The sequence below is a fragment of the Runella zeae DSM 19591 genome (assembly GCF_000423565.1).
Taxonomy (GTDB): Bacteria; Bacteroidota; Bacteroidia; order Cytophagales; family Spirosomataceae; genus Runella; species Runella zeae.
The window spans coordinates 117651-137172 of record NZ_AUIF01000034.1; the positions used below are offsets into that span (position 1 = coordinate 117651).

At 41.4% G+C, this 19522-nt stretch carries 20 protein-coding genes; 7 read left to right on the plus strand and 13 right to left on the minus strand.

Going from position 1 to position 19522, the window contains the following annotated elements:
- Nucleotides 1–65: 65 nt before the first annotated feature.
- Nucleotides 66–842 (minus strand): metallophosphoesterase, encoded by a 777-nt coding sequence (locus G563_RS0109940; RefSeq protein ID WP_028665187.1) that lies wholly within the window; start codon nucleotides 840–842, stop codon nucleotides 66–68.
- 95 nt (nucleotides 843–937) lie between these two features.
- Here G563_RS0109940 and G563_RS0109945 point away from each other — a divergent pair, with 95 nt between their 5' ends.
- The gene (locus G563_RS0109945) at nucleotides 938–2782 is read left to right on the plus strand and encodes a tetratricopeptide repeat-containing sensor histidine kinase (RefSeq protein WP_028665188.1); all 1845 of its coding nucleotides are present in this window, start codon (nucleotides 938–940) and stop codon (nucleotides 2780–2782) included.
- A gap of 1 nt (nucleotide 2783) precedes the next feature.
- Here the strand turns inward: G563_RS0109945 and G563_RS34260 are convergent, their stop codons facing one another.
- From G563_RS34260 to G563_RS0109960, 3 genes are all read right to left on the minus strand, one after another.
- Nucleotides 2784–4064 (minus strand): DoxX family protein, encoded by a 1281-nt coding sequence (locus tag G563_RS34260; RefSeq protein ID WP_051210877.1) that lies wholly within the window; start codon nucleotides 4062–4064, stop codon nucleotides 2784–2786.
- 133 nt (nucleotides 4065–4197) lie between these two features.
- Nucleotides 4198–5265: a branched-chain amino acid aminotransferase gene (locus G563_RS0109955; protein WP_028665189.1), complete on the minus strand. Its 1068-nt coding sequence runs from the start codon at nucleotides 5263–5265 to the stop codon at nucleotides 4198–4200.
- A 133-nt stretch (nucleotides 5266–5398) separates the two neighbouring features.
- Nucleotides 5399–5956 carry a cob(I)yrinic acid a,c-diamide adenosyltransferase gene (locus tag G563_RS0109960; protein ID WP_028665190.1) on the minus strand — a complete coding sequence of 186 codons (558 nt, stop codon included), beginning with the start codon at nucleotides 5954–5956 and terminating at the stop codon, nucleotides 5399–5401.
- 433 nt (nucleotides 5957–6389) lie between these two features.
- On the opposite strand from G563_RS0109960, the gene G563_RS0109965 reads away from it, so the two are divergent.
- Complete coding sequence (locus tag G563_RS0109965) at nucleotides 6390–8105, plus strand: IlvD/Edd family dehydratase (protein WP_028665191.1); 1716 nt, start codon at nucleotides 6390–6392, stop codon at nucleotides 8103–8105.
- A gap of 154 nt (nucleotides 8106–8259) precedes the next feature.
- Complete coding sequence (locus tag G563_RS0109970; protein WP_028665192.1) at nucleotides 8260–8469, plus strand: alkylphosphonate utilization protein; 210 nt, start codon at nucleotides 8260–8262, stop codon at nucleotides 8467–8469.
- 15 nt (nucleotides 8470–8484) lie between these two features.
- Here the strand turns inward: G563_RS0109970 and G563_RS0109975 are convergent, their stop codons facing one another.
- On the minus strand, nucleotides 8485–9417 hold the full coding sequence (locus tag G563_RS0109975; protein WP_028665193.1) for a Ppx/GppA phosphatase family protein: 933 nt from the start codon (nucleotides 9415–9417) through the stop codon (nucleotides 8485–8487).
- A 128-nt stretch (nucleotides 9418–9545) separates the two neighbouring features.
- On the opposite strand from G563_RS0109975, the gene rpsU reads away from it, so the two are divergent.
- On the plus strand, nucleotides 9546–9740 hold the full coding sequence (gene rpsU / locus G563_RS0109980; protein ID WP_028665194.1) for a 30S ribosomal protein S21: 195 nt from the start codon (nucleotides 9546–9548) through the stop codon (nucleotides 9738–9740).
- 102 nt (nucleotides 9741–9842) lie between these two features.
- Here rpsU and G563_RS0109985 read toward each other — a convergent pair whose 3' ends face one another.
- From G563_RS0109985 to rsfS, 3 genes are all read right to left on the minus strand, one after another.
- Nucleotides 9843–10130: a YciI family protein gene (locus G563_RS0109985; protein ID WP_028665195.1), complete on the minus strand. Its 288-nt coding sequence runs from the start codon at nucleotides 10128–10130 to the stop codon at nucleotides 9843–9845.
- Nucleotides 10131–10231: 101 nt separating this feature from the next.
- Nucleotides 10232–12217, minus strand: a complete 1986-nt coding sequence (gene ftsH, locus G563_RS34265; RefSeq protein ID WP_051210878.1) for an ATP-dependent zinc metalloprotease FtsH — start codon at nucleotides 12215–12217, stop codon at nucleotides 10232–10234.
- Nucleotides 12218–12394: 177 nt separating this feature from the next.
- Nucleotides 12395–12778 carry a ribosome silencing factor gene (rsfS, locus tag G563_RS0109995; protein WP_028665196.1) on the minus strand — a complete coding sequence of 128 codons (384 nt, stop codon included), beginning with the start codon at nucleotides 12776–12778 and terminating at the stop codon, nucleotides 12395–12397.
- 47 nt (nucleotides 12779–12825) lie between these two features.
- Between rsfS and G563_RS0110000 the strand changes: the two genes are divergently transcribed.
- Together G563_RS0110000 and gldD are read left to right on the plus strand one after the other, a co-directional pair.
- Nucleotides 12826–13584, plus strand: coding sequence for a biotin--[acetyl-CoA-carboxylase] ligase (locus G563_RS0110000; RefSeq protein ID WP_028665197.1), 759 nt, complete (start codon nucleotides 12826–12828; stop codon nucleotides 13582–13584).
- The gene (gldD, locus tag G563_RS0110005) at nucleotides 13574–14245 is read left to right on the plus strand and encodes a gliding motility lipoprotein GldD (protein ID WP_310586558.1); all 672 of its coding nucleotides are present in this window, start codon (nucleotides 13574–13576) and stop codon (nucleotides 14243–14245) included. The genes G563_RS0110000 and gldD overlap by 11 nt, the downstream gene beginning before the upstream one ends.
- Before the next feature lie 10 nt (nucleotides 14246–14255).
- On the opposite strand, the gene G563_RS0110010 is transcribed toward gldD, so the two are convergent.
- The 4 genes from G563_RS0110010 to G563_RS0110025 form a co-directional block, all read right to left on the minus strand.
- Entirely contained in the window at nucleotides 14256–14951 is a 696-nt protein-coding gene (locus G563_RS0110010) for a TapB family protein (RefSeq protein WP_028665199.1), read from the minus strand.
- Nucleotides 14952–15040: 89 nt separating this feature from the next.
- Nucleotides 15041–15916, minus strand: coding sequence for a geranylgeranylglycerol-phosphate geranylgeranyltransferase (locus tag G563_RS0110015; RefSeq protein ID WP_084650822.1), 876 nt, complete (start codon nucleotides 15914–15916; stop codon nucleotides 15041–15043).
- Nucleotides 15917–15977: 61 nt separating this feature from the next.
- On the minus strand, nucleotides 15978–16526 hold the full coding sequence (locus G563_RS0110020) for a DinB family protein (RefSeq protein ID WP_028665201.1): 549 nt from the start codon (nucleotides 16524–16526) through the stop codon (nucleotides 15978–15980).
- A 3-nt stretch (nucleotides 16527–16529) separates the two neighbouring features.
- Entirely contained in the window at nucleotides 16530–17102 is a 573-nt protein-coding gene (locus tag G563_RS0110025) for a hypothetical protein (protein WP_028665202.1), read from the minus strand.
- Nucleotides 17103–17310: 208 nt separating this feature from the next.
- Between G563_RS0110025 and G563_RS0110030 the strand changes: the two genes are divergently transcribed.
- Nucleotides 17311–18657 carry an APC family permease gene (locus tag G563_RS0110030; protein ID WP_028665203.1) on the plus strand — a complete coding sequence of 449 codons (1347 nt, stop codon included), beginning with the start codon at nucleotides 17311–17313 and terminating at the stop codon, nucleotides 18655–18657.
- 43 nt (nucleotides 18658–18700) lie between these two features.
- Here G563_RS0110030 and G563_RS0110035 read toward each other — a convergent pair whose 3' ends face one another.
- Entirely contained in the window at nucleotides 18701–19201 is a 501-nt protein-coding gene (locus tag G563_RS0110035) for a thioredoxin family protein (RefSeq protein ID WP_028665204.1), read from the minus strand.
- Nucleotides 19202–19522 lie beyond the last annotated feature (321 nt).

Sequence of the window (19522 nt, forward strand, 5' to 3'; positions counted from 1 at the left end):
GTATATAGCTTATAAAAAGTAAAAACAAATCGCCGTTTATCGCTCTGATAAACGGCGATTTGTTTTTAAGGAATTTCGAAAAAAAGCGCTTCGTCAAAACTCCCGTGCTCACCGTATTTGCAATAGCCCAATTGGTTGGTTAATAGGGTAGTAGAGCCAATTTTAAAAGAAGGAATATGGGCATGACTATGACCGTATATCCAATAGGTGGGTTGTTTTTCTAAAATTAGTGCATCAAGATTACTGGCAAAACCTTGCTCCAACATACTGCCTTTGTGCTTGGGATGTACACAACTTAAGGAAGGTAAATGATGGCTCACTACTACAGTAGGGATATCAGACTCAGAAGGAAGAGTATTGGCCAGAAAATCAACGGAAGGCTTATGCAGTCTCTGGGTGTATATAGCCGTAGTGAGCTTGCGGCCTTGATAATTGATAAGCTGGAAATCACTCATGTTTTTTTCAATATAAAGGCCCTCTAATTCGTTGATATGAGACCACAAGGTGGTGAAAACCAGTCGAATGCTCCGGTAAATAGTGGAAAAGTTGTTTACCAAATGAATATTTTTACTAACGTTTAAACACAACGGTTTGTCTAATATGGATACATCCCAGCTTCGATAAAACTCATGGTTGCCACATATCCAAAATACTTTTTCAAACTGCTTTGAAAGCTGCTTAAAGAAGAGTTTTTCTACCTTTCGGGTTTTGAAATAAGATAAATTGGTGATATCGCCAGCCAAAATAAGTATCTCTCCCGATGGCTTGATAGGGTAGTGGGTCAGGAAGTGGATATTTTCGGCAAATTCAAAATGCAAATCGGAGCAGTATTGTATTCTCATAAAAAGTATTGCTTATTACCATTAACTAAATGAGGCTAGGTAGGCTGTAATAAATTTAAGAAATTAGCTCATAAAATCCATTTTGTAAGCTCTCTATGTTTTATCGCTTATTAATTTTTATAATCATTGGTTTTGCGGTAGCAGAAAAGGCGTTGGGCCAAAATAAAATGGTTGATAGCCTCAAGCATTGGTTGGCCGTTCATCCTACTCAAGATAGTATGAGGGTGGTTACTTTACATAGGCTTTCGTATCGATTGTCCGAAATAGATCAACCCTCTGCGTGGCGTTATGCCAATGAAGCCAATCAACTGGCCAAAAAACTAAACAACAACATTAGTTTGGGGCAAAGTATAATCAACTATGCCATATTAGAATCTTTGGAGGGAAATTATACCAAAGGGCAGGACTATTACCTTGCGGCACTCAAACTTTTTGAAGCCCAAAACTGGGATAGAGGTAAAGCAATATGCTATAACAATATCGCCGAAAATTATAAGAGTATGAACCAATTTGAAAAAGCATTGGAGTATACTTTTAAAGCTTTGAAGTTGAATATGGCGACCAATCAAGCACGAGGAATGGCCGTCAATCATGAGCAAATTGGCGATTTGTACCGACGCATGGGGCATTATGAAGAGTCTTTGGCCTATCTCAAAAAAGGCTTGGTATTGGCTAAAGAGGCAGACGAAAACTATCTGATTTTACCCCAAATTTTGCTGGGAGTCGCCCGAAACTACAACGACCGACGGGAGTTTACAGTGGCATTGGAATATTTGGACGAAGCTATTGAAGAAAGCCAACGCTACGGTGAAAAATTGCTTCAAATTCAATGTTATGAAGAAAAAGCCAATACTTATCGTCTCCAGCAAGATTTTGATAAGGCCAAAGAATGGTACGAGGAGGCTTTGAGTATGGCGAAGTTGTATGGTTCGGCGGTAGAAATGGCCCGTATCAATCGAGAAATGGCTAGTTTGTCTGAAATGGAGGGTAATTATAAAGATGCACTTTCGTATTTTCAGGCGTATAAGGCATTAAATGATTCTATAGAACAGAAAAAAAGCGCCGTAAGAGAGGAATTGATAGAACTAAAATATACAGCCTTTGAAAAAGAAAAAGAAAATCACCTCTTAAAAGAAATCAAAACTAAACAAGAAGCGGAGCTTCATCAAAAAACCATTTGGCTCGTAGCGTTGACTTTGGTAGTGATAAGCCTTATGGGGATATTGGGTTATGCTTTTTACCGGAATCGTCTCAAAGAAATCAAAGAGGCCCAGAGACTACAGGCCGAAACAATTCGCCAAATGCAAGTATCTGATAAAATCAGAAGCCAAATTGCGCGTGATTTGCACGATGATTTAGGGGCTACTTTGAGTGGTGTGGCAATGCTGAGCCAAGCGGCCAAAAAACAGCTGAGTGACAAAGATTCTAAAATCAGAGAATTACTGGATTTGATAAGTATCAATTCGCAACGTACCGTGGCGACAATCCGAGATATCATCTGGACGACGCGCCCTATGAATGATAGTCTGGAAAGTATAACCAACAAAATGAAAATCTTTGCCTCAGAAATGCTCGACCCAAAGAAGATTCGTTACGATTTTAGTGTGTCCGACGAATTGAAGGGTTATAAACTGCCTTCTCATCAACAATACAATTTTTATCTGATTTTCAAGGAAGCTATCAACAACGTAGCCAAATACGCCCAAGCAAGTCATGTATGGATTGAAATTTTTACCCAAAATCAACAACTGCGCCTAAGAATCAAAGACGATGGTGTGGGCTTTGACAAAGAAGTAGGGCAGGTGAGTGGCAATGGACTCTTTAATATGGAAAAGCGCGTGGAAGAGTTAGACGGAACGCTAAAACTCCAAACGGCCCCCAATCAAGGCACTACAATTGACTTGGCATTGCCATTAGGAGCTACTCAAATGGTGGCTTAGGTTATTTGTTGAAAGGGGTTTCATTAATCCAATGAAAGCCTCTAGAAGTGAGCAAAAATGGCTTTTTGATTTTTTGTAATTTCATACTTAGCGAATCATTCTTCCATTTACCTCTTAAAAACAGGGTGCTGGAGTTTGGCTGGGTGTACGAAAATGGGTATTTTTTATCATCGCCATACCATTCTTTCAAAGTGAAACTATGTTTGGCCTGATTATATTCAAAACCAATCCTTTGCTGGAACCCGTGTGAGTTGGTAATAGAAATCATATCAAAACTTCCTCTTCTATCCACAAACACCCGCTCCCAACGAAGGGTATCGGTGGAAGAAGCTATTTGATTGTTTTTCTTAAAATCAACAACCTCATAGGGGCCATACATTGCCGATTGGGGACTTTCTTGATAGGTTAGTGATTGGTAGCCCTGCATACCTCCCATAATGATATAGGAACCAATAAGAAGAGTTTTGAGACCAATTCTTCCCCATTTAAACCATTTTTTTGAGGAAAAAAGAGGGTACTCTCGTGCGGGAGCAGGCTGATTCAAAACAAAAAAATACAGCAATCGCTTTACGTCTGGGGCAATCAGGTAAAAAGCAGCGAGCAACAATTGTGAAGAAAAAATCTTTACGGGTACATCATAAAAAAAATTCAACATCACGACATTGCTCATCACCGCCACTATAATCAAACTTCCTAAGAGAGTGGTGCGTCGAAAGAAAAGTAAAAAACCTCCGATGACTTCGCCCATACCCGTAAAAAACTGATACCCTTTCGAAAACGCCATAAATGTCCAAAGAAGACCCATAGGACTCATGTCGCCCAGTTGCTCAAAAAGGCGATAAGTAGTGATAGTGCCAAATTGGGAAAAGAAAACCTTCGCAAAGCCATAACTCAGCATCGTAATCCCCAAATAAAAGCGCAAGAGGACGCAAAACCAATAATTGAATGAATGATAATGAGGGCGTTTGCGGTCGGCAACACTCCAGACGACTGTCCCAAGAAGGGCAATGCTGCTTATCAAAAATAATTGCACCCAATTCCAAGTAGTATCTCCGCTGCCATTGGGTCTAATCGTGATTTTAGGAATGTTGAAGAATGTTCTTCCGGCCCAGTTGATAGTTGTATCCCAAATATGTTGGTAAAAATCTCCGATACTTCCCCCCTGAAGGAAAATAGAAAACAAAGCTTCAAATAACTGTGGAAAGAAAAAAAGAAAGAAAAAGCGGAAGCCAATTTTTTCGAGAAGAGACCAAGAGGGAGTAAGAGGCGCAGTTTGTTGCATGATAGGCGGGTAGGTTAGGATATGAAATTTACGAAAAAAAAGCTTTTTATGTCATTCGGGAATAAAATTCATAAAAAAAGCGTCAGCTGATTTCAAATCGGCTGACGCTTTGGAATGTATTATAAAAAAGTAATTACGCTTTCAAAACCCATCCAAAAGGATCTTCGGCGTTGCCAGTACGGATGTCGGTCAAAAATGCCTTTACTTTAGCCACAAATGACTCCTCGGTCACGGCAGGAAGCTCATAGTCTACACCTTCGTAACCAATTACCCCAAATGGCGATACCACTACTGCGGTACCTGCTCCAAATGCGGCTTCTAAGCGGTTTTCTTTAAGGGCGTCGATGATTTCTTGGACAGATACCTTGCGCTCTTCTACTGCTATACCCCAGTGACGCGCAATATCTACGATGCTGTTGCGCGTGACACCGTTGAGAATCGTATCCGACACTGCGGGCGTGATGAGCTTGCCATCCATGAAAAACATGACATTCATAGTACCCGACTCTTCCACAAACGCGTGGTCGCGGGCATCGGTCCAGATGATTTGGTCATAGCCTTGCTGTTGGGCAAGACGAGCCGGGTACAACGACCCACCATAATTTCCGGCGCATTTGGCGGCACCTACTCCGCCTTCAGCGGCGCGAATATAGTGCTGTTCTACTTTTACGCGAGGAGGCTTGGCGTAGTATTTACCTACAGGGCCCGTAAATATGATAAACTTGTAAGTATCAGAGGGTTTTACACCGATATAGGCGTCGGTCGAAAACATATAAGGGCGGATATACAAAGAAGCATCAGGAGTAGTAGGTACCCAAGCGGCATCCATACGGAGCAATTCGGTAAGTCCTCCCATAAAAATTTCTTCAGGGATTTCGGGCATACACATCCGAGTCGCCGATTTGTTGAAGCGTGCCAAGTTGTCTAACGGACGAAACATCAGCACTTCGCCAGCGTCGTTTTTATAAGCTTTCATTCCTTCAAAAATCGCTTGTCCGTAGTGAAGAGCGGCAGTGGCAGGGCTGAGGCTGAGGTTGGCGTAGGGTACGATTTGGAGATTTGTCCATTCGCCGTTGATATAATCCGCGACAAACATATGGTCTGAATAATGGCGACCAAATACCAAATTTTCGAAATCTACTTCATGGAGGCGCGAAGCTTCTACGCGTGTTATTTCCATGGCCAAAGTGTCCGTTGTCATTGTGATTGGTGGTTTACTGTATGTGAGTTGACTAAAATTAGTTGTCAATGCAAATATTTTTATTTTTATGGAAAAACCCAAAAAAATAGGACTATACTTACTGAAAATAACTAAAATAGATAGAATCTAAGGACTATTGTTTGCTTTTGCGGCCTGCCCATTTGATTTCTTCTACTCCCAATTCTTGTGCCATTTTGCGAGAAAGTACAAATAAATAATCAGAGAGGCGATTGAGGTACCGAATCACGACTGATTCTACCGGTTCGGTTTGGTTGAGTGCCACCGTGAGGCGTTCGGCGCGGCGGCAGACAGTACGCGCCACGTGAGCAAACGATACCGACTCATGCCCCCCTGGCAAAATAAAGGCTCTCATGGGTTCGAGTACAAGATTCATTTCATCCATTGCTAGTTCTAGGGCGGTGATATCTTCTTCATGAAGGTCAGGGATAAAATGTTTTTTGTTGTCAGGCTCAGAGGCCAAAATGGAACCAATCGTAAAAAGCCTATCTTGGATATATTTCAAGAAATCGCGCCGAGGTAGATTGACCTCTTGGTCGCGTACCAATCCGATGTAGGCATTCAGCTCATCTACCGTTCCGTAAGTATCAATTCGCAAATCAGCTTTGCTAAGACGTGTTCCACCTACCAAAGAGGTAGAGCCTTGATCGCCCGTTTTAGTGTATATTTTCATAAAGTATTACGGGCGTCTTGCCCATTAATAAAGATAAGATGCCTAAAATCAAAGTATCCGCATTCACCCAAAGATACTGCTGAAAAGCATTCGCAGAGGGCTTATTAATTAACAAACTCGTGCATTAAAGGGTTTTAAATTTAGAACTCTTGTCGCAATATATTGGTAATCAACGCTAATAGAATAGTAAAACTAATGAGCGGCGAAGCCACAGCAATCAATGAGTATGCGTAAATCAACTTTTTTGTAAATGACAGATAAAGGTAGTTGGAGATTCAGTAAATTGATTTATCGAAAAATACATTTTCTTCCCCCAAGCCACCACTATTAGATTTTGTACTTCTATGCCTTTTATAAGGCAATACAGGGCTTGTTACCTGATAACTTATCAGAGTGTCACTACAAACGGTGCATTTGCACCTTTCACAATTAAATGGAACAGAAACTCCGCAGCCAAGATTGGTTTGGCAAAGAAGGTAAAGATGGTTTTATTTACCGTAGTTGGATGAAAAATCAGGGTCATGCCCCGCATCAATTTAAAGGGAAACCCGTGATTGGTATTTGTAATACGTGGTCGGAAGTGACTCCTTGTAATGCTCATTTTCGAGATTTGGCTCAAAGTGTCAAAAATGGGGTGTACGAAGCGGGTGGATTTCCGTTGGAGTTTCCAGTGATGTCGCTTGGAGAGACGCTTATTAGGCCTACTGCGATGCTTTATCGTAACCTAGCTAGTATGAGTGTCGAAGAAAGCATCCGAGCCAATCCTTTCGATGCCATTGTATTGCTAACAGGCTGTGACAAAACTACGCCTTCGCTTATCATGGGCGCGGCCAGCGTAGATTTGCCTACCATTGTATTGCCCGGGGGGCCAATGTTGGCGGGACGTTTTCAAGGAAAGGCCATTGGGTCGGGCACAGACGTGTGGCGCTTTGCTGATGACCTTAAAACTGGCAAAATGACTCCCGAAGAATTTGAAGAAGCCGAAAGTTGCATGAGTAGGAGTATTGGTCATTGCTCTACTATGGGGACGGCGTCTACTATGGCCACTATGGCCGAAGCACTAGGGCTGACATTGCCAGGACTTTCGGCAATTCCTGCGGCAGATTCCCGGAAGAAAATGAATGCTCACCTTACGGGGATGCGTATCGTAGAAATGGTAAAAGAAAACCTCACGCTTTCTAAAATTTTAACCAAAGAAGCCTTCGAAAATGCCATCATGGCCAATGCCGCTGTGGGGGGGTCTACCAATTTTGTACTTCATTTATTGGCTATTGCTGGAAGGATTGGGGTTGATTTGACCCTTGATGATTTTGACCGTGTGGGTTCGCGTATGCCTTTCTTACTCAATGTGATGCCATCTGGTAAATACCTCATGGAAGATTATTTTTATGCAGGAGGCTTGCAGGTGGTTATCAACGAAATCAAAGAACATTTGCATAAAGATGTAATTACGGTCAATGGTAAGTCGTTGATTGATAATTCGTTAAGTGCTAAAAACTGGAATCCTGATGTGATTGCTTCAGGACAGCAACCTATCTTAGAAGAAGGAGGAATAGCCGTCATTAAGGGGAATCTTTGTGAGAATGGAGCCGTTATTAAGCCTTCAGCGGCATCGCCACATCTTATGAAGCACAAAGGGCGAGCGGTGGTATTTGAAACTATCGAAGATTACCATGCTCGTATCGAAGACCCTGAACTGGATATAGATGAAACGTGCGTGATGGTCTTGAAAAATGTAGGACCCAAGGGCTATCCTGGCATGCCCGAAGTAGGAAATATGGCACTGCCCAAAAAACTATTAGAAAAAGGCATCACCGACATGGTCCGTATTTCTGACGCTCGCATGAGTGGGACGGCATACGGTACTGTCCTCTTACATGCATCGCCCGAAAGTGCTATTGGGGGAAATTTGGCATTGGTACAAAACGGTGACTTGATTGAAATTGACATCCACGAACGCTACATTCATTGGCATGTTGAGGAAGACGAAATTGCGCGTCGTAGAGCGGCTTGGAAACCCATCGACTTGGGATACAATCGAGGTCATAACAAACTCTACATTGAGCACGTCACTCAGTCGCATGAGGGCTGTGATTTTGATTTCTTAGTAGGAAAATCAGGAAGTGAAGTAAGCCGCGAATCGCATTAGAAGAGCTACGGCATAAAATATTAAAGTCAGAACAAGAGCGGCAAGAATGGGTTTTTGTCGCTCTTGTTGTTTTCAAAACTCAAAACTTATGCCTTACTTTGAAGCGGTATAGCTACAAAAGAAGCTTGTTTAGAATTAAAATAATAAAATAAAAATGGAAGTAAAAGATAGTAACGGCACTTTACTCAATGATGGTGATTCAGTAAAACTTACTAAAGATTTGAAAGTCAAAGGTTCATCGGTCACCTTGAAACAAGGAAAAGTCATCAAAAAAATTCGCCTTACTGATAACGACGAGGAGATAGATTGCCGAGTAGATGGTATGAGTATTGTTTTAAAAACAAGTTTTGTAAAAAAAATATAGCTTTTATTGTAGCCTTTAACTTTTGGTAAGTACCCACGCTAACACTCCTTCTTTGAGTGCATAAGTCGAAGTCCTAATTCTATTGATTTGGAGTGCTTTCAATACATAAGCTATCAAGACCACGGCAGGTACAATCAAATCGACCCGTAGCTCTATCATCCCCGGAATAGCCAACCTTTGTTCTCGATTTTTGGTGGTAATAAGCTCATAGGCTCGCTCAAATTCGGACAAAGAAAGCTCAAAATCAGTTTGTTGAGCATCAGGAAAGTGTCCAAGGCGATTCATAAAATCCATTTCTACCAGCGTATCAAATGACCCCGAAGAGCCTACTAAGGTCTTGGGGGCATATTGATGGGCGGCGTTGAGGAGAGGCAAAAGCGCTTCTTCTAAATAATTTGACAAGCGTTGTATCGCGGAGGCAGAGATAGGGTCAGTAGTCACAAATTTTTCTAGTAATCGTTGTCCCCCTATCTCGAAGCTTTGTTTCCAAAAAATCCGTGAATGATTGCAAATGATAAATTCTACACTTCCGCCGCCTATATCCATTACCAGGGAAGGGCTTTGCTCTAAATGCATGGCTTGTTTGACTCCTTCGTAGATAAGCTCAGCTTCGCGGTCGCCCGAAATCACCTCTACTGTAATGCCTGTTGCCTCCAAAATAGCCTGACAAAAAGCGGTAGCATTGCTAGCATTTCGGATAGCACTCGTTCCTATCGCCGTTATATGATGAGTTGGTATATTCCATTCGTCTATCTTTTGTCGAAATTGAGTAAGCACCGTAAGAGCCCTCTGCGTAGCTTCTTCCGTAATAATTCCTTGATTGATACCTGATTTGCCTATTTTGGTAGGTATCTGTGCCTTGTAAATGGGAATCGTTTGATGAGCATTTTTTTCAATAATCAACAAATGGAAAGTGTTGGTACCTAGGTCAATAATGGCAAAATACATGATACAGGAAAAATAAGTGGGTTGAAGGCGATAAATTAGTTAAACAAAAACGCAAATAAAGTTGATTTTTTAAAAATAGGCTTTTATTTTTGCAGTCCGTTTAGAAAAAGATATAAACTCAAACAAATATGCTCGTCGTACAAATCAAAGAAAACGAATCAATTGACAAAGCGTTAAAACGTTTCAAAAAGAAATTTGAAAAAACTGGTGTTTTAAAAGAATTGCGTTCACGCTCTGCATTCGAGAAAAAATCAGTTAAGCGCCGTCAGCAAGTGATTCATGCGTCTTACGTGCAAAAAATGCGCGAAAACGAAGTAATCTAAGCTTACTGAACTCACAGAGAGGTTGGTAGTTAGGATACTACACTCTTCATATATAAATCATTGGAAGGCACTACGATTCGTCATAGTGCCTTTTTGTGCTTCCTAAACATCCGCTTTTCGAAAAGGTTTTGCATCGATTCTTTCCCATACTTTTCCGGTGACGTAGGGGTCATTGTGAAGCCATTGATTCATTTGATCTTCCGTATCAAAGTCAACGACCATCATAGAGCCAATCATTTTTCCTTCTGGATCAAGAAGGGCGCCCCCCATCACAAAATTGCCATTTTCTTTGAGCGTTTTGGCCCCTTCTAAGTGGTGAGGGCGGGCCGTCATGCGGCGTTCGAGTGCTTCTGCGTCGGTATAATCATACGCATGGATTACATATAACATATTTTTGGCTTTGGGGGTTTGGATAAAATTATACTACAAAAAAGGCTAGAAATAGGGATATTTTACCCTTTTTTCTAGCCTTTCGATAAAAGCAACAAAAATTATTTTACTTCAGAAGTTTCTTCTTCGGGTTGAGCGTTGCCGTTGTCGTTATTCATATAAGCTTGATATACGGTCTCTCTTTCAAAAGGACGTTTACCAATCAAGCGCTCTAAATCACTTTGGAAAAGGATTTCTTTTTCAAGTAACTCTTTGGCAATTACTTCAAGGGCTTCGCGATGCTCCGAAAGTAAATTGAAACAACGATTGTATGCCTGCTCAATGATTTTACGCATTTCTTCATCAATCATACGGGCTGTTTCTTCTGAGTAAGGCTTATTGAACGAATAATCCGACTGTTTGGAATCATAATATGACATGTTGCCTATCTTATCGTTGAGACCATACACAGTTACCATGCTGTGAGCAAGTTTAGTGACTCGCTCCAAATCGCTCAAGGCACCAGTCGAAACTTTTCCAAAAACCACATCTTCAGCGGCACGCCCTCCGAGGGTCATACACATTTCGTCCATCAATTGCTCCGTACGGTACAAATACTGTTCACGGGGCAAATATTGTGCATAGCCAAGAGCAGCTACTCCGCGTGGTACAATCGTAACTTTCACCAATGGATCGGCGTGCTCCAAAAACCAACCCGCTACAGCGTGACCTGCTTCGTGATAAGCCACAATTTTCTTTTCATCAGGAGAGATGAGCTTATTCTTTTTCTCCAAACCACCAATGACCCTGTCCATCGCATCTTGGAAGTCTTGCATCGTGACTTCTTCACGGTCGCGACGGGCCGCAATCAAAGCAGCTTCGTTACAAACGTTAGCGATTTCAGCTCCTGCGAAGCCGGGTGTCTGAGCCGCTAGTTTTTTAGGATCCACATCAGGTGCCAATTTAATGGGCTTCAAGTGTACCTTAAAAATAGCTTCACGGCCTACAATGTCTGGTTTATCGACTGAGATTTGGCGGTCAAAACGACCCGGACGTAGGAGAGCTGGGTCAAGCACATCTGGGCGGTTGGTGGCTGCCATGATGATAATTCCTGAATCAGTAGCAAAGCCATCCATTTCAACCAACAAAGAGTTGAGGGTATTTTCGCGTTCGTCGTTGGCACCTGGCATTGCACCACGGCCACGAGAGCGCCCTACGGCGTCAATCTCATCAATAAAAATAATACACGGGGCTTTTTCTTTGGCTTGTTTGAACAAATCACGAACCCGTGCAGCACCTACCCCTACAAACATCTCTACAAAGTCAGAGCCTGACAATGAGAAGAAAGGTACGCCTGCTTCACCTGCTACAGCTTTTGCAATCAGGGTTTTACCGGTACCAGGAGGGCCTACAAGCAAAGCACCTTTAGGGATTTTTGCTCCTAGCTTGGTAAACTTGCTTGGGTTTTTGAGATAATCTACGATTTCTTTGATTTCCTCCTTTGCCTCTTCTAAGCCTGCCACATCGCTAAATGTGATTTTTACTTTGTTTTCAGCGTCAAACAAAGTCGCACGTGAGCGACCAATGTTGAAGATTTGGCCACCGGGGCCTCCACCGCCTGTCATACGGCCAAGCAAGAAGTACATGGCCAAAATCATGATAATCAAGAATCCCCATGTGCTCAAGAATCCTGTCCAATCGCTACGGCGATCAAAATCGTAGTCAATAGAGTCACTATCAGGCTTTAGTTTTTGAAAATCATCCAAAAACTTGTCAGCCGAGGTAACTTCGAATTGAAAATGAGGGCCTCCGTTGCTAAAATAAGGCTTATCGGCAAACAAAGCACGATATTTGGGGTCTTCGAGGGCTTTTGGGGTAAGCGTAACTTCTACAAATTCGTTATTGACAATGACGACATTCTGCACTTCGTGTGCATGAACCATCTTTTCAAATTTCTTTTGGGTGATTGGTCTTACTGCGGTGTTTTTACTAAAGAAAGTAATCCCCAAAATTGCCAACACCAATGCCGCTATAATCCACCCTTGATAGCCGGAACGGCGTGGATTACGGTTGTTGGGGTTGAGCGGGTTTCCATTGTTTTCGGACATAATTATAAAAACGTTAGCGGTTAATGGTTATTCGTACTGGTGGCTGCATAAATAATGTAAGATACTAGACGCTACAATCACGAAAGACCATTGACAAGTGTTTGATTGGGTATGGGTGCTTGGTTGGCGTACTTGGATGTATGTTAAGGCAACATTATTTTTAAGGGTAATGTTCATTTATACAAACTCTTCTTCTACGTAGGTAACTTTGGCATCACCCCATAGCTGTTCGAGTCCATAAAATTCGCGGCGTTCTTTTTTGAAAACGTGAGCTACTACGTCTACATAATCAATCAGAATCCATTCCTTTGCTTCTTTGCCTTCGCGCTGCCAAGGAAGTCCCTGAGTCACTTTATAAACTTCTTGTTCGATTGAGTCGGCGATAGCGTCTATTTGGGTATCAGAGTTACCGGTGCAAATCACAAAAAAATCAGTAATAGCATTTTTGATTTCGCGCAGGTCCATTATTACCACGTCTACCGCCTTTTTTTCCTGCATCCCTTTGACTACTAAATGGCACAGTTCTTCAGAAGATATAACATCTAATTTGCGTTGTTTCATGCGTAAGTTTTAAATTGCAACTTTTCAATTGATAAAATTAAGAAATTTTGTACAAAATTAAGTCCAAAACCCTTTTTGTTGGAAAAAAAATAGTTTATCTGCCAACTTGTCAGTCCACTAACGACGAAGCGGCGGATTTGTTGCGCCAAGGAGCGGGTATTGAGGGTACGGTTGTCATAACCGACTATCAAACTGCTGGTCGCGGACAACGTGGTAATCAATGGCTTACTCAAGCGGGCGAAAACTTTACTTTTTCCTTGATTTTACGGCCCACTTTTCTTTCACCAGCCGAGCAATTTAGGCTCAATATTGCTATCTCTTTAGGTATCTACGATTTTTTGGAGCCATTGGTTGGGGAGTCTTTAAAAATAAAATGGCCTAATGACATTTATGTAGGAAACCAAAAACTAGGAGGGGTTTTGATTGAAAATAGCCTGCAAAGCGGTCGTATCGAAAGTGCTATTGTGGGAATTGGCCTCAATATCAACCAAATCCTGTTTGAGTCCGAACGTGCTACTTCTTTACGAGTCCTCACTTCAAAAGAATATTCATTGGCTGGATTGTTGCCAGATTTGTTGAGTTGCTTAGAAAAAAACTATCTTTTGCTTCGAAACAAACATTTTGATACCCTCAAAACACGTTATTTGCAGGGCCTTTTTCGTTATCAGGAGCTGCATCTATTTCAACGAGATGAAAAGCTATTTGCTGGAATGATAATGGGCATCAATGAAATGGGGCAGCTTGCGATGCAAGTCGAAAATAAATTAGTCTATTTTGATTTAAAGGAGATAAGTTATGTTTTTTAAAGTGAGAGGAGTTGGTAAAGAGTTGTTTGTAAAAATCAGCACAAACAAAAATCAAACTCTCCTAAAAAAGGTGGCTACTTGCGGCCTCATGCTCGGATGCTTAGGGATGGTAATGGGCTGTGGCTCTTCAGACACCGATTATATCCCCAAACCCAAAGGCTACCCCCGACTTGATTTGCCACCTCAGGAGTATCAGGTGATGAAAGAAGACCATCCTTATACTTTCGAATATTCAAAAAGTGCGGTGTTGCTACCTGATACTTTTCAAAGAGCAGAGCCGCATTGGATTTTTGTGGCTTATCCAAGTTTAAATGCGAGCGTTCAACTCACTTACAAACAGGTTCAGAACAATCCCCAACGATTGATGGGCTTTATCAATGATGCCTATAGGCTTGCGGGTAAACACCAGGTAAGAGCCACCGGTATTAGAGAGCAGGTCATTAAAACTAAATCTGGGCATACAGCCGTGCTATTGGATATATCGGGAGATGTACCGAGCTATACTCAATTTTTTACGACCGATACCACTCGGCATTATCTTCGAGGAGCTTTATATTTTACGGTGGCTGATAAGCAAGATTCTCTTCGGCCCGCAATCGAATATCTCCGCAAAGATATTTTACATATGCTCAACACGCTTCGTTGGAAAAACAAGCCCTAGTCACGACCTCCTAGAAGACTTTTGACAAAACAGTGTAGCTCATGAGTTTTCCTTTGCGGTAGGTTTCGGTTTTTACATCCCAAAGTATTTTGGGTGCTCGATAGCTTACTGTCTGAAAATCAAAGGAAATATTCATGAGGGTTTTAGTGCTGACAGTCATGTCAGATGTAATCTTGTAGGCATTGTAAGTGCCACTCGGTACTGTTATATTTTCTTGACTCTCTACCTTGCGGTTTTTCATATCCATGCTGTATTCGAGTTTCATGCCGCCACCCATTTCTCCTTCACCTTTGAGAGAAGCATCCTTGAGACTAGCTCCGATTGTATAATTATCGCTATAGGTAAGGTCGTTAGAAGTAAAAGTCATTTTGGCATCTTTGAGCATGGGGTTTTCTTGAGCAGCCATCATGGAGGTCATATCTACCAGGATTTCGTTGCCTTTACAGCGACAAGAGTAAGAGTTGGTTGATTCTAATTTGTCTTTGGTATTAAATGATTGTAATTCGATTTTCAGAACCGTAGCTCCTCCTTCATTGATTACCTCTTTGATGGTATAAAGCAGCTTACCCATGGGTTTGTCTTTGGCATTATAAGAAAGCATTTCAAAACCCATGCCTGATTTCATGTTGATACCAAAGCACATTTGAGCATTTGCATGTATTTGAAAACAAATAAAAAATGTGACAAGGGTGATGATTTTTTTCATGAGCATTAGAAAAGTTAAGTTGATTCAACGACACAAAGTTGAAATATTAGCTCTATATTCCTATAAAAATTGAGTGAACGGTCAAAGATTTAATATACAATCCACACCATACTTACCATCCCCAAAATCATGATGAGTTTACAGAGGTTGCTGAGGAAGCCAAACTCTTTTTTTGTATCGGCATATACCAATCTATACACCAAAGTGCCAATAAAGCCCATTAATACCAAAAACATCCATCCTAGTTGTACATTTTGTAGCCAGTGAGCAGCACCAAACAAAGAAAGAATAAATAAAATAACAAGTCCGTATATCAATAATTTGGTACGGCGGATACCCCAGATGATAGGCAATGTTTGGCAACCATGAGAAGCATCTCCTTTTACATCTTCGATGTCTTTGATGATTTCACGGATAAGCGTAATCCCAAAGGCAAATAGGGAATACAAACACACAAGGGCGCGGTTTTGGGGGTAATAAACCACAAGAATTAATAGAGAAGAAGCGGTCAAAAGAGATACTATCAAGTTTCCAATAAAAGGTCGTTTTTTGAAATAGGAAGCATATACCCACAGCAGCGTCGCTGACAATACACTTACCAAAAATACCCATTTGCTCACCCACAACGCGATAATGCATCCTAGGGCATTGAATAATTGATGCGTACCGATGGCTACCCTGCGCTTTAGATAACGCCCGATAATGACTTTTTCGGGTTTGTTGATGAGATCGATTTTGACGTCAAAGTAATCGTTGATTATATAACCTGCCGCTGCAATAAGAACCGTAGAAAGAACAATCAAAAAAATGGCTGGTTCTAAAAAAACTTGTTTCCATTCATTCAGGGGGCCAATCAAGAAAATTCTAGCCATATACTGCGTGACAGCAATAATGACGAGGTTGGGCCAGCGGATAAGTCGCAAAAAACCCCCTAAAAAATCTTTTATTGTGATGCGGCGTCTCAAAGAATAGTAGGTTGGAATATATCTATAATAGCAATAGCTAAAAAAAGCATAAATTCGTTCCCTAAACAAAATTAATGGGGAGTAAAGAGGTCAGTTCTTGCTGCTGCCGTAGATGATGACGCAGGTGCATGTCTAAGTTGTGGTACCATTCGTGGGCATTGAGCCATCCAAAAACCGGGTGAAAACATTTATAGGCTCCTTCATCGTTTGTGACTGCTTCGATGAGTTTTTCTGCGTCAGCAATTACTTTGAGCAGAAGGTGCTCATATTCGGTACGAGTTTTGGCGATAGGTTCAGGGCCTTTCAAAACTTCAGGGATTTTGAATTTAAAGGGTGGAAATCCATTATGTTTAAAGATATTGTCCCCGTATTGATTTTTGTCTCCTCCCATTTGCCCTTTTCGATGCTCTAAGCACCGTACTACTTGCGCTAAAAAGAAAAAATTAGAGGTGATATAGAGGTGCTCATACAGCTGACCAAGAGACCATACTTCGGGCTTTGATTTGTAAACAAATTGCGCTTCTGAATAGCTTACAAGCGAAACGACGTAGTGGTCAATAGTTTGTTGAATACTTTCAAAAATTTGTTTAGGTGTAAGTTGACTCGTCATAGGTTAGGGATTGGCGGTTGAAGAATCTTTCATTTTCTTTGATTTAGGCAAAATTTTCAGAGAGCCATAAATAATCAATAACAAGCAAATAAGGGCTGAAAACCATTTGATTGACTTAAAAACTTCACAAAAGGCCGCTACGGTATAAGACTGTTCAGGAAAATTTTTGAGCAAAAGCACAATCATTCCATTTTCAAGATAGTCAAAAACAAGTACTACAAATGGTAATAAATTGATATAAGTGAAAGGTGCATATTTTTTTTTGCGATACAGCAACGTCAACGTTACTGCCAAGAGAAGAGTATACACCAAAGGATAAACGACATCGAGTGTCATTTGTACGTTGGCGTAGTATTCTCGCCCTCTTACACCATAGGCTTCGACCATTTGTAGGGTTCGTTTTGGGGTAAAACCTATCGTAAGGTCAATAGGGCCAATCGCTTGCCCTGCCAATAGATTGATTTTTTCTTCGGCATTTTTGAAGAAATAGGTGGGAAATGGCAAGTATAATATAACTAAAACTAATAAGGTTTTCCAGTTGGAAATATGGTTGAGAAAGCTAGCAAGGCGATTCATATAATAGAATAAGTTGAGAAAGTTTATACATAACTTCAATAAACAGTAGTTCTGTTTTTACAAAAAACATACCACCTAAAAATCTCTTATCCAACAATATCAAAAAACAGGTTAGGCTAATTGACTTTTTTTTGCCAATTTAGCAAACCTAGCCCATAATCATTGCATTATCTTTTTGATTTTGCGGGAGTATATTTGGAAAAAAATCATGCAAAACACAGAAACCCAACCTAAAAAAAATCAACTTCTCAAAATTCTTGGTGTCGGCTTTGGCATTGCAGTCACAATCGGTGGTACGATTGGCACCGGTATTTTGCGCAAACCAGGTCCTATTGCCCAAGCGCTTGGCGATCCTTGGGTCATTATGGGGGTATGGATATTGGTAAGTATATATGCATTTTTGGGAGTATTGTGTACCATTGAGTTAGGAGTGAGTTTTCCTAAAGCGGGGGCATGGTATGTATATGCTCGTCGTGCATTTGGTGGGTATGCAGGTTTTGTAGTGGGCTTTAATAGCTGGCTTGGTACCTCCTCGGCTACGGCCTTTGGCGCTTTTACGATGAGCGAATACATTACTTTGCTACTACCTCAAGCGGTTGGTTATGAGACGTATATTGCGATAGGGATATTGTTAGGGTTAGCACTTTTACATTGGGTAGGGCTTCGTACAGCAAGCCGAGCGCAAGAAATCATGAGTGTAGCAAAGGCAGTTGGCCTTTTTGCATTTGTAGCGATTTGTTTTGTATACGGCGATGCGGTTACACCTACGCAAGTGGTAGAGACTACGGCAAAAGCCGTAGAAAAAGGGTCGATGATAGGCGCTTTAATCTTTGCGCTTCAGGCTATATTTTATACCTATGATGGTTGGCACACAGCCGCTTATTTTGCGGAAGAAGATGCCGACCCCGCCCGCAACCTTCCTAAATCCATGATTGGGGGCTTGGCTCTTATTGTGGTTATTTATCTTTTGGTCAACGCCGCGATTTTGTACATTTTGCCAATGCCAGTATTACAGCAATCTAAGCTAGCCGCAGCCGATGCTATTACTTTGATATTTGGGGAAAAATCGGGAAAAATTGTTACATTTTTTCTGATGATTTCGATATTGGGAATTGTAAATGCCCAAGTCATGTTCAACCCTCGCGTGCTTTACTCAATGAGCCGCGATGGTCTTTTTGTTCCGCAAGGTACAAGAGTCAATGCGGGAGGCACGCCGAGTGTGGTGATGCCTCTGTCGGTAGCGATGGCGATTGTGTTTATAATTAGTGGAAAAGAAGCGAGCGGCAAGCTCTCCGACATCGCTACTTTCTTCTTTGTAATTGGGTATACTTCGGGCTTTGCTTCTCTATTACGGCTTCGACAAACAGAGCCCAGCTTGCCCCGCCCTTGGAAAGTGCCCGGCTATCCGATTGTTCCTTGGGTGGTATTGCTGGCTTCGGTGGCTTTTTTAGTAGGAGCTGGTTTTCAAGACCCTGGCAGTAGTGTGTATGCGTTAGGTTTTTTGATTTTAAGTTATCCTCTTTATTTATTGGTCAAACGTCTAAACAAAGCTTGACGACTTAGGCGCTCTAACAAGCAGTGTCATTCCTTCTTTAATTTTATTTTTGATAATGCTTTGGATCGAGGGCCGATGTACTCCAATTTTTCAAAAATTCTAGGATTCTTGCCTTATCGTAACCATCTCCTTTTTCGAGATAAGCACTATTTTGGGTGTGAATGCGTTCGCCTTTATCGTTGAGAATGACAAATACCGGAAATCCGAAGCGCTGAGGATAGTGCAACTGATCTAGGAGAGCGAGATTCATATTTTCTTTGCTATAATTGATATGGGCTACCACATAATTGGCCTTAAACGATGAATCAATTTGGGCGTCGGTGGTACTTAATTTGTTGAATTTCAAACACCATCCACACCAATTACCCCCAATCTGCAAAAATACTTGTTTGCCTTCTGCTTTGGCTTTGGCCACCGCTTCTTTTACTTGGGCTTTTGCATCAGCTTCGGGACTATATAGTTTGGGCTTTTCTTGGGCGTTAGCTGTGCAGACAAAACCTACCAAAATCAAGTAAACGAAGAGAGAGAGGGATAGATTTTTCATCTGAAAATATATTAAGCCCGACAGGGCAAATTAGGGTTAAAAAGTGCTAAAAGCGTTATTTTTGGTCAATGTAATGACAAACAACTTTTTGAGTCGTCATAGAATTTTTCTTAAAAAAGGCAGCAAGGAACTGTGAAAATTTCATCTACGTGCTTATGTATCACAACTCTGTGTGCTTTGCTGCCAAGGCCAGTTTCATGAACGGGATGTTATCACCAGTAAAAATCGGCCTTTAAATTCGTTAAGCGGCTGTTTCCAACTGCTTCAATTCTTTTTTTAGGTAAGCGATTCGCTTATCCTTTCTATTTTTCTCAAACCACT

Coding starts and splice junctions, on each gene's coding strand:
- rsfS (WP_028665196.1), bottom strand. CDS start 12,778: ATGAAACAACGCAAATTAGATGTTATATCTTCTGAAGAACTGTGCCAT.
- G563_RS0109985 (WP_028665195.1), bottom strand. CDS start 10,130: ATGTTATATGTAATCCATGCGTATGATTATACCGACGCAGAAGCACTC.
- G563_RS0109940 (WP_028665187.1), bottom strand. CDS start 842: ATGAGAATACAATACTGCTCCGATTTGCATTTTGAATTTGCCGAAAAT.
- G563_RS0109955 (WP_028665189.1), bottom strand. CDS start 5,265: ATGACAACGGACACTTTGGCCATGGAAATAACACGCGTAGAAGCTTCG.
- gldD (WP_310586558.1), top strand. CDS start 13,574: ATGTTTTTTAAAGTGAGAGGAGTTGGTAAAGAGTTGTTTGTAAAAATC.
- G563_RS0110035 (WP_028665204.1), bottom strand. CDS start 19,201: ATGAAAAATCTATCCCTCTCTCTCTTCGTTTACTTGATTTTGGTAGGT.
- ftsH (WP_051210878.1), bottom strand. CDS start 12,217: ATGTCCGAAAACAATGGAAACCCGCTCAACCCCAACAACCGTAATCCA.
- G563_RS0109965 (WP_028665191.1), top strand. CDS start 6,390: ATGGAACAGAAACTCCGCAGCCAAGATTGGTTTGGCAAAGAAGGTAAA.
- G563_RS0110025 (WP_028665202.1), bottom strand. CDS start 17,102: ATGAATCGCCTTGCTAGCTTTCTCAACCATATTTCCAACTGGAAAACC.
- G563_RS0109945 (WP_028665188.1), top strand. CDS start 938: ATGTTTTATCGCTTATTAATTTTTATAATCATTGGTTTTGCGGTAGCA.
- G563_RS0109960 (WP_028665190.1), bottom strand. CDS start 5,956: ATGAAAATATACACTAAAACGGGCGATCAAGGCTCTACCTCTTTGGTA.
- G563_RS0109975 (WP_028665193.1), bottom strand. CDS start 9,417: ATGTATTTTGCCATTATTGACCTAGGTACCAACACTTTCCATTTGTTG.
- G563_RS0110010 (WP_028665199.1), bottom strand. CDS start 14,951: ATGAAAAAAATCATCACCCTTGTCACATTTTTTATTTGTTTTCAAATA.
- G563_RS0110020 (WP_028665201.1), bottom strand. CDS start 16,526: ATGACGAGTCAACTTACACCTAAACAAATTTTTGAAAGTATTCAACAA.
- G563_RS0109970 (WP_028665192.1), top strand. CDS start 8,260: ATGGAAGTAAAAGATAGTAACGGCACTTTACTCAATGATGGTGATTCA.
- rpsU (WP_028665194.1), top strand. CDS start 9,546: ATGCTCGTCGTACAAATCAAAGAAAACGAATCAATTGACAAAGCGTTA.
- G563_RS34260 (WP_051210877.1), bottom strand. CDS start 4,064: ATGCAACAAACTGCGCCTCTTACTCCCTCTTGGTCTCTTCTCGAAAAA.
- G563_RS0110030 (WP_028665203.1), top strand. CDS start 17,311: ATGCAAAACACAGAAACCCAACCTAAAAAAAATCAACTTCTCAAAATT.